Source organism: Catenulispora sp. GAS73 (assembly GCF_041262085.1).
Lineage (GTDB): Bacteria > Actinomycetota > Actinomycetes > Streptomycetales > Catenulisporaceae > Catenulispora.
Genome location: NZ_JBGCCM010000044.1, coordinates 13474 through 29497 on the forward strand (window position 1 = coordinate 13474; position 16024 = coordinate 29497).

Sequence of the window (16024 nt, forward strand, 5' to 3'; positions counted from 1 at the left end):
AGGCTCACCGGGCCATCGGCTCAGCTGTCGGGACGCGGCCGCAGCCCGTCGGCCACCAACCCCGCCACCCGCGGCACGTCCGCCGACGACGCGGCCCGGGCGGCGGCGATCGCGCCGATCACCAGCGCGTGCAGATCCTCGACGCTCACGTCGCGACGCACCGCGCCGGCGTCCTGAGCCCGCCGCAGCAGATCGGCCAGCGCCCCCTTCAACGCCCCGGCGATGTCCCCGGTCGCGGCGCGGATGTCTATGCCGTGGCTCATCAACGCCTCGGCGAGGTCCATCTTGTCCTGGGCGTCGATGGTCATGGTGACGAAGAAGCCGTAGAACGCCAGCCCCGGATCCGGCGCGGCCAGCGCGCTGCGCACCTCGGCCAGCATCGTCTCCATCCGTGCGATGAGCACGGCCGCCAGCAGCTCCTCCTTCGTCGGGAAGTGGCGGTAGACCGTGCCCGCGCCGACGCCGGCGCGGCGCGCGATCTCGTCCAGCGGCACCGCCGGGCCCTCGGCGGCGAACGCCTCGGCCGCGGCCGCCAGGACCCGCGCACGGTTGCGGCGCGCGTCGGCGCGCAGCGGGCGTTCGGCGGTCGACTGCGCGGCGCCGCCGGTCACATCGGCATCAACGGACCCGTTCACAGCGCCAGCGTAACCCCCCTCGACAAGCGGGGCGCACGCCCCGTATCGTTCCGGACAGCGAAACGGGGCGCTCGCCCCACTTGGCTTCCGTGGAGGGGATCCGCATGTCCGAGCACGTCCGCACCACCCGCGAAACGATCGAACTGATGCTGCGCACCGTCACCGAGGGCAGCCGTGACGACCTCGCCGACCTCTACGCCGAGGACGTCGTGGTCACGAACCCGTTCGCCCCGCAGGAGTTCCAGGAGTCCCGCGGCAACGCCGCGCTGCGCGCGCGAATGAACGGCTTCGCGCAATACCTGCACTACAGCGAGATCAAAAACGTCACCATCCATGAGACCACCGACCCGCAGGTCGCGGTCGTGGAGTTCACCGTCGTCGGCACGCTGGCGCCCACCGGGGAGGGCTTCGAGCTGCCCTCGATCAATGTGATCCGGGTCGTCGACGGCCTGATCGCCGAGTCCCGCGACCACAGCGACGGCCTGCGCGCGGCCAAGCTGCTGGAGTCGCTCAAGGCCGCGGGCGCGCTGAGCTGACGCGATGAGCTGACGGCGGTTCAGCCCCGCGCCAACTCCCACAACCGGGCCCAGTCCTCGGCCACCAGGTCCTTGGGCAGGGCCCGGGCCGGGATCCGGCTCCACCGGACCCACTCCCGCAGCTCCGCACGCCGCACCCGCCCGGTGCGCCCGATCATGTCCTCCAGCCCGCGTCCCGGCGCCTGGAAGACCTGCTTCACAAAGGCCTGATACGCCTGCCGCTCATCGACCAGCGGCACGGCTCGCCGGCGCATCATCAGCAGCCCGGCGTCCACCGACGGCACCGGCCGGAACGCGTCGGCCGGAATCCGGCGGACCAGGTCGAAGTCGTACCACGGCCACCACGCGGCGGTCAGCATGCTCGCCCCGCCGACGCCGGCCCGCCGTCGTGCCACCTCCCACTGCACGATCAGCACCGCGCTGCTCCATCCGCGCTCGGACAGCAGCTTCCTGATGATCGCCGTCGTCAGGTGGAACGGGACATTGCCGACCACCGTGTGCGGCGCGGCCGGGAAGCGGTGGCGCAGGACGTCGGCCTGCCTGACGTCCACGCTGTCGCCGAAGTGCCGCTGGAGCCGCCGCACCCGCCGCGGATCGATCTCCAACGCCGTGACCGGCCGCTTCAGCCGCGACAACGGCCCGGTGAGGGCCCCGTCACCGGCCCCGAGCTCGATGATCGGTCCCCGCGTCTCGTCCCGGACCAGCCGTTGGATCGCGGCGATCAGCGCGGGATCGGCCAGAAAGTTCTGGCCGAGCTCGTGGCGTCCACCAACGAATTCAGAAGTCTTCTGGTACTGCACGTGTTGCTCCGCGGCTCGCTCGCGATCGAAGCCGGGCAGCACTCAACGGCCGCACCGGCAAGGACTCGGATGCGGCGGGAATCACGGATCAGAGGATCGCTACCCGCCGTCAGGCGCGGATGCGAATGAAGAACGCGTTGCAACACATGGTCACGGAGCCTAGCAACAGCCCCGCCGGATCTTCCTCTCATTTATCCGGCGAGGCGGTCGCACATGATGTTCAGTCGCCTTCGAGCTCGCCTTCGAGCTCCAGGAACACCTGACGCAACCCGTCGAGCGTCTGCTCCTCCGGCTCGGCCCACAGCCCGCGCTCGGCGGCCTCCAGCAGCCGCTCAGAGATCCCGCGCAGCGCCCACGGGTTCGAACGCTCCATGAACGCGCGGTTCGTCTCGTCGAAGACGTAGGTCTGCGCCAGCTGCTCGTACATCCAGTCGTCCACGACCCCGGCGGTGGCGTCGTAGCCGAACAGGTAGTCGACCGTGGCGGCCAGCTCGAAGGCGCCCTTGTAGCCGTGGCGCTGCATCGCCGCCACCCACCGCGGGTTCACCACGCGGGCCCGGAACACGCGATGAGTCTCCTCGGCCAGCGTCCGGGTCCGGACAGCCTCCGGCACCGCCGAGTCGCCGACGTATGCCGCCGGCGAGGTCCCGGTCAGCGAGCGCACCATCGCCACCATGCCGCCGTGGTACTGGAAGTAGTCGTCGGAGTCGACGATGTCGTGCTCGCGGTTGTCCTGGTTCTTCGCGGCGACCTGGATGCGGCGGAAGGAGTTCTCCATGTCGCCGCGGGCCTCCCGGCCGTCCAGGCCCCGGCCGTAGGCGTAGCCGCCCCACACCGCGTAGACCTCGGCGAGGTCGGCGTCGGTGCGCCAGTCGCGGGCGTCGATCAGCGGCAGCAGGCCGGCGCCGTACGCCCCGGGCTTGGAGCCGAACACGCGCGTGGTGGCGCGACGGCGGTCGCCGTGCGCGGCGGTGTCGGCGTCGGCGTGCGCCCGGACGTAGTTGTCCGCGGCGGTTTCGTCGAGGTCTGCGACGGCCTGGACGGCATCGTCGATGAGCGCGATGACGTGCGGGAAGGCATCACGGAAGAAGCCTGAGATACGAACCGTGACATCGATGCGCGGACGCCCCAGTTCGGCGACGGGTACCACCTCGAAGCCGGTGACCCGGCGCGAGGCCTCGTCCCACACCGGACGGCAGCCGAGCAGGTGCAGGATCTCGGCGATGTCGTCGCCCTGGGTGCGCATCGCCGAGGTGCCCCAGACGGTCAGGCCGACCGAGCGCGGGTACTCGCCGGTGTCGGCGAGGTGGCGGGCGATCAGCGACTCGGCGAGGGCCTGGCCGACGTCCCAGGCGTTGCGCGAGGGGATGGCCTTCGGGTCGACGGAGTAGAAGTTTCGGCCGGTCGGCAAAACACTGACCAGGCCGCGGGTCGGCGCGCCGGACGGGCCGGCCGGGATGTAGCGGCCGTCGAGGGCGCGCACCACGTTGGCGATCTCGTCGGTGGTGCGGGCCAGGCGCGGGACGAGTTCGGTGGCGGCGAAGTCCAACACCTTCACCACGCTCGGGTCGGCCGCTTGCAGCACTTCGAGGCAGACCTCTTCGGCCGCCGCCGCATCCCAGTCGCGCGCCGCCAGACCGGACACCAGCCGGGTGGCCAGCGTCTCCAGCACGTCCACCGCGTCCGAGGCCGTCCTCGTCGGCACGTCGCCGGCCAGCTCCGCCAGCAGCTCCGGCACCTTCACCGCCGCCCCCGGCTCGGCCAGCAGCACCTGCTCGTCGAGCCCGACGTACGCCGCCAGCGCCTGCCGCAACCCGGTCACGGCGCCGTTCACCCCGCCGAAGACCTGCTTGGCGCGCAGGATCGCCAGCACGTCGGCGACCAGCTCCTCGCCCTCCGGCGCGCGCCCGAGGATGTGCAGGCCGTCGCGGATCTGCACGTCCTTGATCTCGCACAGGTACCCGTCCAGGTGCAGCACGAAGTCGTCGAAGTCATCGTCGTCGGGCTGCCGGTCGACGTCCCCGTGCAGGATCGCGGCGAGGTCGTGGTGCAGCTGCGCGGCGCGGATCAGGGTCCAGATCTGCGCGCGCACCGCCGGCGTCTTGTCCGGGTCCAGCGCCTGGACGGTCGCGTACTCGTCGAGCAGCTGCTCCAGCTTGGCCAGGTCGCCGTAGGTGTCGGCGCGCGCCATCGGCGGCATCAGGTGGTCCACGACGGTGGCGTGCCCGCGCCGCTTGGCCTGCGTGCCCTCGCCGGGGTCGTTGACGATGAACGGGTAGACCAGCGGCAGCTCGCCGAGGACGGCGTCGGGGGCGCAGGACTCTGACAAGCCCAGGCCCTTGCCGGGGAGCCATTCCAGCGTGCCGTGCTTACCCAGGTGGACGACGGCGTCCGCGCCGAAGCTGTGCTCCAGCCAGCGGTAGGCGGCCAGGTAGTGGTGGCTCGGCGGCAGGTCGGGGTCGTGGTAGATGGCGATGGGGTTCTCGCCGAAGCCGCGCGGGGGCTGGATCATCAGCAGGATGTTGTCGAACTGGAGCGAGGCCAGGACGATGTCGTCGCCGTCCACGTAGAGCGTGCCGGGCGGCTCGCCCCAGTGCCGGCGGATGCCCTCGCGCAGGTCTTCGGGGAGCGAGGCGAACCAGGACTCGTAGTCGCTCAGCGGGACGCGCGCGGGCGCCGCGGCCAGCTGTTCCTCGGTGAGCCATTCGACGTCGTGGCCGCCGGCCGCGATCAGGCGGTGGATGAGCTGGTCGCCGTCGTCGGGGAAGTCGCCGACGGTGTAGCCGGCCGCGCGCAGCGCGTGGAGCAGGCGGACGGCGCTGGCCGGGGTGTCGAGGCCGACGGCGTTGCCGACGCGCGCGTGCTTGGTCGGATAGGAGGACAGGACGAGCGCGAGCTTCTTGTCGCGGCTGGGGATGCCGCGCAGGGCGGCGTGGCGGTAGGCGATGCCGGCCAGGCGTGCGGCGCGTTCTTCGTCGGCGACGTAGACCGGGATGCCCGCCTCGCCATTCTCCTTGAAGGAGAAGGGAACGGCGATCAGGCGGCCGTCGAATTCCGGGATGGCGACCTGCATCGCGGCGTCCATCGGGGTGAGGGCTGCATTAGAGTCCTGCCATGCCTGATGGGAAGAGGTGAGGCAGAGCCCTTGGATGACCGGGACGTCCAGGGCGGCCAGCGCGCCGACGTCCCAGGCGTCCTCGTCGCCGCCGGCGCTGGCGTCCGCGGCGGTGGCGCCGCCTCCGGCCAGGACCGTGACCACCAGCGTGTCGCAGCGGCTGAGGAGCTCGACGAGTCCCTTGCCGGCGTCGTCGGACAGGCCGCGCAGGGAGCCGCAGTAGACGGGGAGGGCGTTGGCGCCGCGGGTTTCGAGGGCGTCGGCGAGGGTGTCGACGAACGCGGTGTTGCCGGAGAGTTCGTGGGCCCGGTAGAAGACGATGCCGACCGTCGGGCGCCCTTCGCGCTGCTCGCGGTCGCCGTGAACACCGAACTCCGGCATGGCCTGCGGCGCCTCGAAGCCCTCGCCGCCGCCGAGGACGGTGTCGGTGAGGAAGTTCGCGAGCTGGTCGAGGTTGGCCGGGCCGCCGGCGGTGAGGTAGTTGAGGGCGTCGGTCACCACGCCGCCGGGGACCGTCGAGAGCGCCATGAGCTCGGCGTCCGGCTCGGCCTCGCCGCCGAGGACGACGGCCGGCAGGCCGCTGGCGGTGATCGCGTCGACCAGCCAGCGCCACTGGCGGTGGCCGCCGAGGAGGCGCAGGACCGCGACGTCGGCGTCGCGCAGCAGGGGCGCGAGGGCGTCGGGGTCGAGGCGGGCCGGGTTGGCGGTGCGGTAGGGGGCGCCGCAGGCGTGGGCGGCCAGGAGTTCGGTGTCGGCTGTCGACAGCAACAGAACGCGCGCGGGCATGCGACGGCACTTCCTCTCGCGGAGTCCGCGCTCCGCCTCGGGCTGATGGGGTGCGGACGGCAGGCAGTTCCTGGCTCGCGGGGGTGGGCCGCTCACAGTTGCGGGACAGCGCCCGATTCGCACGGGCTTCCTGGACTGTCGTCTTGGTGGACAGTGTGCCAGACGGGGCGTTGGGCACCAGGCGTCGGATCAGCGGCTCACCGGCCGGGCCGACGACGTGGAGCGAGGGCGTAGGCCAGACGTGCGGCGGCGGCGACTGACGCAAGCCCGACTGTGGCGGACAACACTGCGGCCCGCCGGATGTCGGCGACGCGCGGCGCCCGGCCACTGCCCATGACGGGCCGATGTTCGACGACGTCACCGTAAGTATTCGTCCCCCCGAGCCGCACCCCCAGCGCCCCGGCCGCAGAGGCCTCGCACCGCCCGGCATTCGGGCTGGGATGCCGCGCCCCGTCGCGTCGCAGAACACTGAGCGTGTGCGACGGGCTGCCACCGACGACCGGCGCCACCGCGACCGTCACGGCACCGGTGAAGCGCGCTGGGACCCAGTTGAGGACGTCGTCGAGCCGCGCGGAGGCCCACCCGAAGTTGCGGTACTTGGCGTTGCGGTAGCCGACCATCGCGTCCAGCGTGTTCGACGCCCGATACGCCAGCAGCCCCGGAATCCCCGCGACCGCACCCCAGAACAGCGGCGCCACCACCGCATCGGACGTGTTCTCGGCCACCGACTCCACCACAGCGCGCGCGATCTGATCGCCATCAAGCCCCCGCGGATCACGCCCACACAAATGCGGCAACCGCTCCCGCGCCGCCGCAAGATCCCCCGCCTCCAACGCCTCCCCGATCACCGCCGCCTCCCGCCGCAACGACGTGCCACCGAGCACAGTCCACGTAGCGGCGGCGGTCAAAGCGGCCCCCACCACCGGCCCCCGCCCAACCCGCTCCGCCGCGACACCCAAGGCACCCGCGCCGCCAACAAGCACGCCCGCATAGCCGACCCCGGCAACCCGCGAATCGGCATACAGCACCCGCCGCACCCCCGAAGCCACCCGCCCGAACCCCGCCACAGGATGCCCCCGCCGCGGATCGGCGAAGTACCAATCGGCGGCGAAACCGAGTGCCAGCCCAACCGCTCGGGACGAAGATCGCATGGCGCCAATCTAGCCAATCGAGTGATACGAGGCCCGCGTCCGCACCGCCTGGCCGACCGGGCTTCCGGCTTCCGCCAAGCCAACCAGGCGGAACCGCTCAGACGCCGCTAGTGCACGTCACGCCCTGGTAGCTCTGCACGCACGCCTTGACGCGCACCCCGGAGCCGTCCCAGTACGAGTTCGTAATGATGAAGTCCTCCTTCCCGTCGGGCGCGTTGATCGAGTCGGGGTTGGTGCCGTACGAGCCGATGAACTGGTACGGGCCGAGGTGGCCGGAGCTGTCGTAGTAGGCACGCTCAAGCCAGAAGTAGCAGACGGCGTGGTAGCTGTAGTTGCTGAACGTGCCCTGGGCATAGTTCTGGCCCGGGTCGACGATGTCGACGACGGCGCTGCAGAACCCGCCCGAGCCGTGCTGGATCGCGGGGGTCGACTGCGTGGCCGACGCGGCGTTCGCGGACACGGCCATGGCGACCGCCGCGCCGGCGGCGACGAAGGTGGCCTTGAAGCTCTTACGCATGGGTTCCTCGTGGTGAACGGTGGTGGATACCGAAGGCACGCAACGCTAGTGATCACTGGTTGCGCAGAACTTGCATCACGATTGCGCGCCTGTCGTTCACGGCCGCGCCACCCACGCGCGTTACATTAGGCACGTGGGCACCGCCTTCCTCCTCCTGTCCGTCTTCCTGGCCTGCGCCGTCGAAGCCGTGGAAGCGCTCACCATCGTGCTCGCGGTCGGTCTGACCCGGGGCTGGCGGTCCGCGCTCCAGGGCGTCGCCGCCGGGCTGCTGCTGCTCGCGGTCGTCGTCGCCGCGCTCGGGCCCGCGCTCACCGTGCTGCCGCTCAAGGCGCTACGGTTGGTGGTCGGGGGGCTGCTGCTCACCTTCGGGTTGCAGTGGCTGCGCAAGGCGATCCTGCGCGCGTCCGGGTACAAGGACCTGCGGGATGAGGCCGCCGCGTATCAGCGCGAGGTCAAGGCCGCGCGGGAGGCCGCTGCCTCGAAGAAGTCCCTCGTCGAGGACTGGTACGCCTTCACCCTCAGCTTCAAGGGCGTCGTGCTGGAGGGCCTGGAGGTGGCCTTCATCGCCCTCACCTTCGGTGCTAACCAGCGCGACATCCCGCTCGCCGCGGTCGCGGCGGTGGCCGCGGTGCTCGCGGTCTGCGTGGCCGGGGTGGCGGTCAAGGCGCCGCTGGCGCGGGTGCCCGAGAACACCATGAAGTTCGCGGTCGGGGTGATGCTCACCGGCTTCGGCCTCTTCTGGGGTGCCGAGGGCGCCGGTGCGCACTGGCCCGGCAACGACGCCGCGCTCCCCCTCGTCCTCGCCTACATCCTGCTCGTCGCGGTCGGCGCCGTCTGGGTCCTGAAGAGGAGGCGCGCGGCGTGGGCAAGCTGAAGGCCTTCGGGCTGTTCTGGTACGACTTCGTCATCGGCGACGACCCGCTCGTCGCCGTGCTCGTCATCGCCGCCCTCGCCGGCACCGCCGCGCTCAGCACGCACACCACCGCGTCCTGGTGGCTCCTCCCGGTGATCGTCACCCTCGCGCTGGCGGCCACCCTGGCGCGCGCCGTGCGCAAAAAATAGCGCGCCTACGAAGCCGCCAACTCCACCCGCGTCCGAAGCCGCGCGTCCCACGCCGACCGCGCCGCGATCAGCTCTCGCACGCCCCCGCGTGAGCACCACGCGCCGCGCGAGGCGTCCCAGCGCGCGAGCACCCGCGCCGGAATCGTGATCGGCACGGTCGCGATCTCGTTCGGCGCGGCCAGCGTCGAACCGAACCCGACCAGCCGCCGCGGCTCGGGCCGGTCCCCGCAGTCGGCCAGGTAGATCTGCACCACCTCGCGTCCGATCCGCGCCCCGGTGTTCCGCACCCGCACCGCGAGCTCGACGTCCCCGGCCGCCGTCACCGCGGCCGTGATGTCCTCGTACTCCCACGTCGTGTACCCGAGGCCGTGCCCGAACGGATACGCCGGAACGACGCCGGCCTTCTCGTACCCGCGGTACCCGAACATCGTGCCCTCGGCGTACACGATCTTCCCGTCCACCGGCCGCGTCGACAGCACCGGCACCTCGTCCGCGCTCGCCGGGAACGTCGTGGGCAGCCGCCCGCCGGGCTCGACCGCGCCGGTCACCGCGTCGGCGATCGCGGAGCCGCCCTCCTGCCCGGGGAACCACGCCCACAGCACCGCCGGAACCGATGCCCGCCACGGCAGCTCCACCGGCGCCCCGGCGTTCACCACCACAACGGTCCGCGGATTGACGGCGGCGACCGCCGCGACCAGCTCGTCCTGCCGCCCCGGCAGCGACAGATCCGTCCGGTCGAACCCCTCGCTCTCCACCTCGTCCGTCGTCCCGACCACCACGATCGCCACGTCCGCGGCCCGAGCCGCCGCCACCGCCGCGGCGAAGAGCTCGTCCTCGCTCGGCCCCGGCGCCGCGTGGTTGAGCCCGAACATCGCGATCGGCAGGTCCGGGTCGATCTGCGCGACCACCTCGATCCGCACGGTCCCGGGGTCGATCTCCACATCGACCCGGTGCTCGGGCGGCCGGACCAGCCCCTCGGCCATATCGCCGCCGACGCTCGGGGACAGCGTGATCTTCATCGGCGCGTTGTCGCCGATCACGAGCCGGAAGGCGCCGACCCCGGAGACCGAGAACTGATGGTTGCCCGCCTCGTCCGGACCGACGGCGACGTCGGCCCGCACCCGGATCCCGGCGGTCCCGGCCGGCAGCCCGCCCATGAACACGAACCGCGACGCCTGCCGCACCTCGCTGCCGAGCACGTCGCCCGCCGGATCGATGAAGTCCACCCGCAGCCCGGCGTGCCCGGTGTCGGGATCGCTCGTGGTCCCCGACGACAGCGGCGGCAGAAGTCGTTGCGTGACCACGCCTTGCGCGTACTCGACCCGCACCATCGAGCCCAGAGCCTCGGTCAAGGCTGTCAGAGGACTGACAATATGGGCCGGGTTCACGTGAGCCGAGCCGCCGCCCTGCGCCGTCAGGTGCTCGGCGTTCGGCCCGATGACCGCCACCCGCTGCACCGACCAGGGATCCAGCGGCAACAGCGGCGCCCCGTCGACCTCCTCGTTGCGCAACACGACCATGGCGCGCGCCGCGATGTCGCGGAGCTGCGCGGCGGCGTCGTCGGGAGTCGTCACCGGGGGCAGCGGCTCGGAACCGTCGAGAAAACCGGTGCGATCGGCCAACCGCAGGATTCGCAGCACCTTGTCATCGATCACTGATTCGTCGACCTCGCCCTTGCGCACCGCCTCCACCAGCGCCTCGCCCCAGGGTCCCTGCGGCCCCGGCATCACCACGTCCAGCCCGGCGTTCGCCGAGGCGGCCGTGGACCGCGTGGCGAACCAGTCGGACACCACGACGCCGTCGAAGCCGTAGCCGTCCTTCAGCACGCCGTTGATCAGCGCGCCGTTGTCGGTCATGCTGACGCCGTCCACGGAGTTGTACGCGGCCATCACCGACCACGCGCCGGCCCGCACCGCGGCCTCGAACGGCGGCAGGTACACCTCCCGGAGCGTCGTCTCGTCGATCTCGGCGTCGTAGGTCATGCGCTCGGTCTCGGACTCGTTGCCGATGAAGTGCTTGACGGTCGAGGCCACGCGCGCGCTCTGCACCCCGTCGACGAAGGCCGCCGCGATCGTCGCGGTCAGCACCGGATCCTCGGAATAGCACTCGAAATGCCTGCCGCCCAAGGGACTGCGATGCAGATTGACGTTCGGCGCCAGGTGCCACGCGACGCCCTTGTCCCGAGCCTGGGCTCCCATCAGGGCTCCGGCACGGCGCACCTGCCCGGGATCCCACGTCGCGGCGAGCGCCGTCGGGTTCGGGAACAGCAGCGACGGATCGCGCTCGTCCCAGGTGGTCCCGCGCACGCCGGCCGGGCCGTCCGACAGCAGGACCCGGCGCAGCCCGATCTCCGGGACGGCCCGCAGCGACCAGAAATCCTCGCCGGTCAGCACCGCGGCCTTCTGATCGAGGGTGAGGCGTCCGACCAGCTCGACCAGGGCCTTCTCGTCCATCACAGCTTCCCTTCGAACGTTTCAGCGACACCGTGTGGTGTGCCGGTCCCGCCGACGCACCACACAGGCATCACCGCCGATCATCCGGCGCAGGCGTGCGAACGCAACCCTTACCCGTCCTACCCGCGCATCCGGGTGGATCGCCGCCCCGGCGGAACCGGCCCAAGATTCTTTGCCGAACCCGCGTTATGAAATCTCCCAAACCCCGTCTCTTCTGGCGAGGGGCCTTAGCACTGGGGCCCCGCGTGAGGGAGGCGACGATGGTGACCGAGAACGGCCGGGCCGAGTTGCGGGGGCTTTACACCGACCCCGCCCAACCGCTGACGATCGCGGTGGGACAGGCCTTCGACCTGGTGAGCATGCCGGCGGCCGTCGGGCACGAAGCGTTGACAGCGCTGCGGGCCCGCAGAGTGCGGCTCGGTCCCGTCGTCGCCGACTCGCGCAGATCCGTGATGCGGGTGGGGTTCCTGGTGGCGCCCACACCCGACTTACGTTTTGAGGACGGCACCAGCCACGCCGAGACCGCGGCCCTGCGCGACTGGGCCGGCCGATTAGGCGGGGCCCTCGGCGTCCGCGTCGGGGGCCGGGGCTCGACGGCCACCCTGCCGCCGCTGTTGCCGTGGCGCGGGTGGCTGCACTGGCTGGTGCCGCCGGGCACCGCCGCCGTCCTGTGGACGCCGGCCGACGCGCTGCTGGCGGTGCTCTCGGAGCCGACCGGCGCGCGCGTGCTGTGACGGCGGGCTTGCCGAGAAAGTCAACATCCTGCGTTCATCCGGTCGGGTACATCGCACTCGGATAAGCGCACAAGCGACCGCGGGAAGGTCCAAGCTGTCCCCGGTCGCGCACCGGGCGTCACCGGCTCGGTGTCGCGCGCCCGTTCACGTGGAAGTACGTGAACGACGCCGACGCTAGGAGGCCGCCCGTGCCCGTCCCCGGGGAGCAGCAGCACCCACCCACCGACGCCGAGCTGATCGCCATGGTGCGGGCCGGCGACCGGCGCGCGTACGGACCGCTCTACGAGCGGCACCGACGCGCGGCGCTGCGCGTGGCGCGCCATCTGGCACGGGACGAGGCGGCCGCGGACGACCTCGCGGCCGAGGCGTTCACCCGGGTGCTGGCCGCGATCGACCGGGGGAACGGCCCGGACGAGGCGTTCCGCGCGTATCTGTACACGACGTTGCGCCGCACCGCCTTCGACTGGGCCGAGTCGGAAAAGCGCGTGCGGCTGGTGGAGAACATCGCCGAGCTGGAGGTGACGGCGGCGCCGGTGACCGGCGCGGACCGGGACCCGCTGGACGAGGCCTTCGACCGGCAGATCACCTCGCGCGCCTTCCATTCGCTGCCGGAGCGCTGGCAGATCGTGTTGTGGCACCTGGAGGTCGAGGGCGAGACGCCGGCCGAGGTGGCGCCGCTGCTGGACCTGTCGCCGTCGGCGGTGTCGGCGCTGGCGTACCGGGCCCGCGAGGGCTTACGGCAGGCGTTCTTACAGGAGCACTTAGCCGAGACGGTCAACGACGCGTGCCGTCCCTTCGCGCAACGGCTGGCGCCCTTCGTCCGGGGCAAGCTGGGGACGCGGGAGCACACGAAGGTCGAGCGGCACCTGGATACGTGTGCTGATTGCACAGGGCTGTATCTGGAGTTGCTGAAGTTCAACGAGGCGCTGCCGGAGGTGCTGTCGCCCCTGGTGTTCGGGTCCGCGGCGGCGGCGAAGATCGTCGGCGGGCTGGCCCTCGGTGCGGCAGCGGCCACCGGCCTGGTGGCGACGTCGGTGGGCACGACCGCGACGGTGGCCGGCGGAGGTACCGCGGCTGGAACCGCCGCGGGCGCCGCGGCCGACGGCACGGCGAAGTCCGGCGCGCTGCTGGCGCGCTGGCTGATGCAGCTGCGCAAGAGCCGGACGCAGGTCATGACGATGACGGCGGTCGTGGTGGTGGCGTGCGCGATCCTGGCGTGGGGCATGTCGGGAGGCGGGAAGGGAGCCCCGCCGCTGGGCGAGCCGTCGTCCAGCCCGCCAGTCGTCGCCCTGCCCGCGCCGACGCCGGTGGCCGGCGCCACGCCGTCGCCGAAGCCCCCGGCTTCGAAGCCGACGAGCGCCCCGCCGGTGGTGCCGCCGCCGGTGCGGCACACGACGATCGCCAAGCCGCCCGCGCCCCGGCCGACGCCGACGCCCACGCCGCCCAAACCGACGCCCACCCCGACCCCGACGCAGTCGGTGCCGACGCCCACGACTCCCCCGCCGCCGACCCCGACTCCGACGCCCATGCCTTCGCCGACCTCGTCGCCCGAGGAGCCGACGATCTGCGAGCTGGCGCTGCAGGCGCTGAAGGATCCGACGCCGGAGAACATCGGGTTGATCCTCGCGGGACGGTGGGATCCGTTCTGCGTCGACCTGCCGTGGCTGCCCTGGCCGCCGCAGTGGCCGCCGACGCTGCCCCCGCTGCCGACACTGCCGCCCCTGCCGACGTCGCTGCCGTTGCCGTCATTGCCGTCGCTGCCCCCGTGGCCGCTGCACAGCGAACACCACAAACTCCCGTAGCGGAACAACAATCGGCGCGGTCGGCTGATGCCTGTCGAACATCAGCCGGCCGCGACCCAGCGCCCCCGTTACCCCGTTCGCTCCCGCCCTATCGCGCTGACGCGGCCTGTTCCCCGTCGGGGAAATCAGTGGACTTCGACAGCTCGCTCCAAGCAGCCGTCTCGGCGTCGAAGGCGGAGCGGGCGTCGGCGACCAGCCGGAGGGCGTCGCTGCCCAGAATGAGGTGGGTCGGCGGCTTCTCGGCGGCCACGACGGCGAGCAGGGCGGCGCCGGCCAGGGCGGGATCGCCGGGCTGGTGGCCGCTCATCTCGATCCGACGTTCGCGACCCGGGCCGAAGACCGGGTCGTAGTCGGCGATGGCGTGTTCCACCCGGTCCATGGAACGGCCGGCCCAGTCGGTGCGGAACGAGCCGGGCTCGATCGCCGTGACATGGATGCCCAGCGGTTCGACCTCCTGGGCGAGTGTGGCCGCGATGCCCTCCACGGCGAACTTCGAGCCGTGATACGCGGACAGGCCGGGGAACGCGCGCAGACCTCCCATAGAGGTCACGAACACGATGTGCCCGGCCCGGCGCGCCCGCATTCCGGGCAGGACGGCCTGGGTGACCGCGATGACGCCGAAGACGTTGACGTCGAACTGGTGCCGGAAGGTGTCGAGCGGGGTCTCCTCGAAGGTGCCCTCGACCCCGTAGCCGGCGTTGTTGACCAGGACGTCGATCGGGCCGACCTCGTCCTCGACCGCCGCGACGGCCGGCGCGACGGCGTCGGTGTCGGTGACGTCCAGCACGCGGGCGTGCACGCGGCCCGGAGCGAGCCGCTCGAAGGCGGCGATCTGGTCCGGATCGCGAACGGTGCCGACCACGGTGTGCCCGGCCTCAAGGGCGGCGGCGGCGAAGGCGCGGCCGAGGCCGCCGCTCACGCCGGTGATGAGAAACGTGCGAGACATGTGTCGCTCCCTGTGAGTCGAAGTCGAACTACCGTGAACGGTTCGGCACCGCCGGATCTTCCGCCGGCGCGGACCGCGCCAGCCACAAACCGGTGAGCACGGCGGTGGCCAACGTGACGGCGCCGGCCACGACGAAGGCGCCGTTGAGACCGGCCTCGAAGGACGCGCCGCCGGATTGCCGGGCGCGGACGACGGCTCCCAGCACCGCCACGCCGAGCACCGCGCCGATCTGCCGGGTGGTGCTGCTGATGCCCGAGGCGAGGCCGCCTTCGCGCGGACCGACGGCCTGGATGGCCGCTCCCGTCAGCGGAGACATGGTCAGAGCGAAGCCGACGCCGACCACCGCCAGCCGCCACCACACGTTCCCGTAGCCGGTGGCCGCGTGCACCGTACCGAGCGCCAGCAGTCCCAGGCCGGCCAGGGCCAAGCCGGTGGTGACCACGATCCGGAAGCCGTATCGGACGGCGAGCCGGCCCGCGACCGGACTGACGACGACCATGGCCGCCGACAGCGGCAGGGTCTGCAGGCCGGCGCGCAGGATCGAAGCGCCCTGAACGTCCACGAAGAACTGGGAGAAGAAGAACGACGACCCCATGAGCGCGAATCCCACGACGACCATGGCGGTGTTGGACACGGTGAACAGCCGCTGCCGGAACAACCGCAACGGCAGCATCGGCGCCGAACGACGCACCTCGACCGCGAGGAAAGCGGCGAGGAGGACCACGGCGGCGGCGAAGCTGCCCAGGATCACCGGCGACGTCCAGCCGCGAGCGCCGCCCTCGATGAGCCCGTAGGTCATCGTCCCCACGCCCGCGATGGACAGCACCGTCCCCGGCACGTCGATCGCGGGAGCGCTCGGATTGCGCGACTCTTCCAGGCTGCGCAGCCCGACCAGCAGAAGCACCACGCCGATCGGCAGATTGACCAGGAAGATGGCCGGCCAGCCGAAGGCTGATATCAGCACACCGCCGGCCACCGGCCCGGCCGCCAGGCCGATCCCGCTGAATCCGGCCCAGAGCCCGATCGCCTTGACCCGTTCCTGAGGCACTGGATAGGCGGCGGCGAGCAGCGCCAGCGAGGCGGGGCTCAGCGCGGCAGCCCCAATGCCCTGGAGCACCCGGCCGGAGACCAGCCAGCCGACCGAAGGCGCGAGGCTGCACAACGCCGACGCGACCGTGAACACCGCCACGCCCGCCAGATACACGCGCTTGCGGCCGAACCGGTCGGCGAACACGCCGCCGGACAGCAGCAACATAGCGACCAGCAGCACGTACGCGTCGACGATCCACTGCAATCCGGTCAGCTGTGTGTGCAGCCGGCGCTGCATGTCGGGCAGCGCCGCGCCGACGATCGTGTTGTCGAGCAGCACCATGAACTGGCCCAGGCAGGTCACCGCGAGCAGGACGGCGCGGTTCGGCCGACTGCCCACGGCCGCGGGCGGTGCGGTCACAGGAACAGCAGTCATGGGAACCCCTCCTTAAAGCAGT

General features: G+C 71.8%; 13 protein-coding genes and 1 riboswitch. Of the genes, 5 read left to right on the top strand and 8 right to left on the bottom strand.

The genetic code is table 11. The features are described from left to right. Positions 1 to 20: 20 nt before the first annotated feature. Complete coding sequence (locus ABH935_RS43245; RefSeq protein ID WP_370383808.1) at positions 21 to 635, bottom strand: TetR/AcrR family transcriptional regulator; 615 nt, start codon at positions 633 to 635, stop codon at positions 21 to 23. Between the two features lie 104 nt (positions 636 to 739). Here ABH935_RS43245 and ABH935_RS43250 point away from each other — a divergent pair, with 104 nt between their 5' ends. Next, complete coding sequence (locus ABH935_RS43250; RefSeq protein WP_370383809.1) at positions 740 to 1171, top strand: nuclear transport factor 2 family protein; 432 nt, start codon at positions 740 to 742, stop codon at positions 1169 to 1171. A 20-nt stretch (positions 1172 to 1191) separates the two neighbouring features. On the opposite strand, the gene erm is transcribed toward ABH935_RS43250, so the two are convergent. From erm to ABH935_RS43270, 4 genes are all read right to left on the bottom strand, one after another. Next, positions 1192 to 1971: a 23S ribosomal RNA methyltransferase Erm gene (gene erm, locus ABH935_RS43255; RefSeq protein ID WP_370383810.1), complete on the bottom strand. Its 780-nt coding sequence runs from the start codon at positions 1969 to 1971 to the stop codon at positions 1192 to 1194. A 220-nt stretch (positions 1972 to 2191) separates the two neighbouring features. Then, on the bottom strand, positions 2192 to 5872 hold the full coding sequence (gene cobN / locus ABH935_RS43260) for a cobaltochelatase subunit CobN (RefSeq protein WP_370383811.1): 3681 nt from the start codon (positions 5870 to 5872) through the stop codon (positions 2192 to 2194). A gap of 64 nt (positions 5873 to 5936) precedes the next feature. After that, a riboswitch (cobalamin riboswitch) is annotated at positions 5937 to 6005 on the bottom strand. A 64-nt stretch (positions 6006 to 6069) separates the two neighbouring features. Further along, positions 6070 to 7023: a cobalamin biosynthesis protein gene (locus ABH935_RS43265; protein ID WP_370383812.1), complete on the bottom strand. Its 954-nt coding sequence runs from the start codon at positions 7021 to 7023 to the stop codon at positions 6070 to 6072. A gap of 97 nt (positions 7024 to 7120) precedes the next feature. Further along, positions 7121 to 7540 carry a hypothetical protein gene (locus ABH935_RS43270; RefSeq protein WP_370383813.1) on the bottom strand — a complete coding sequence of 140 codons (420 nt, stop codon included), beginning with the start codon at positions 7538 to 7540 and terminating at the stop codon, positions 7121 to 7123. Positions 7541 to 7673: 133 nt separating this feature from the next. Between ABH935_RS43270 and ABH935_RS43275 the strand changes: the two genes are divergently transcribed. Continuing rightward, positions 7674 to 8414, top strand: a complete 741-nt coding sequence (locus ABH935_RS43275; protein WP_370383814.1) for a COG4280 domain-containing protein — start codon at positions 7674 to 7676, stop codon at positions 8412 to 8414. Further along, positions 8402 to 8602, top strand: a complete 201-nt coding sequence (locus ABH935_RS43280) for a hypothetical protein (protein WP_370383815.1) — start codon at positions 8402 to 8404, stop codon at positions 8600 to 8602. The genes ABH935_RS43275 and ABH935_RS43280 overlap by 13 nt, the downstream gene beginning before the upstream one ends. A 5-nt stretch (positions 8603 to 8607) precedes the next feature. On the opposite strand, the gene ABH935_RS43285 is transcribed toward ABH935_RS43280, so the two are convergent. Beyond that, entirely contained in the window at positions 8608 to 11055 is a 2448-nt protein-coding gene (locus ABH935_RS43285; RefSeq protein ID WP_370383816.1) for a beta-glucosidase, read from the bottom strand. Between the two features lie 260 nt (positions 11056 to 11315). On the opposite strand from ABH935_RS43285, the gene ABH935_RS43290 reads away from it, so the two are divergent. Further along, positions 11316 to 11789, top strand: a complete 474-nt coding sequence (locus ABH935_RS43290; protein WP_370383817.1) for a hypothetical protein — start codon at positions 11316 to 11318, stop codon at positions 11787 to 11789. 188 nt (positions 11790 to 11977) lie between these two features. Beyond that, positions 11978 to 13591: a sigma-70 family RNA polymerase sigma factor gene (locus ABH935_RS43295; RefSeq protein WP_370383818.1), complete on the top strand. Its 1614-nt coding sequence runs from the start codon at positions 11978 to 11980 to the stop codon at positions 13589 to 13591. Positions 13592 to 13679: 88 nt separating this feature from the next. Here ABH935_RS43295 and ABH935_RS43300 read toward each other — a convergent pair whose 3' ends face one another. Beyond that, positions 13680 to 14537 carry an oxidoreductase gene (locus ABH935_RS43300; RefSeq protein ID WP_370383819.1) on the bottom strand — a complete coding sequence of 286 codons (858 nt, stop codon included), beginning with the start codon at positions 14535 to 14537 and terminating at the stop codon, positions 13680 to 13682. Between the two features lie 28 nt (positions 14538 to 14565). Continuing rightward, positions 14566 to 15987: an MFS transporter gene (locus ABH935_RS43305; protein WP_370383871.1), complete on the bottom strand. Its 1422-nt coding sequence runs from the start codon at positions 15985 to 15987 to the stop codon at positions 14566 to 14568. Positions 15988 to 16024 lie beyond the last annotated feature (37 nt).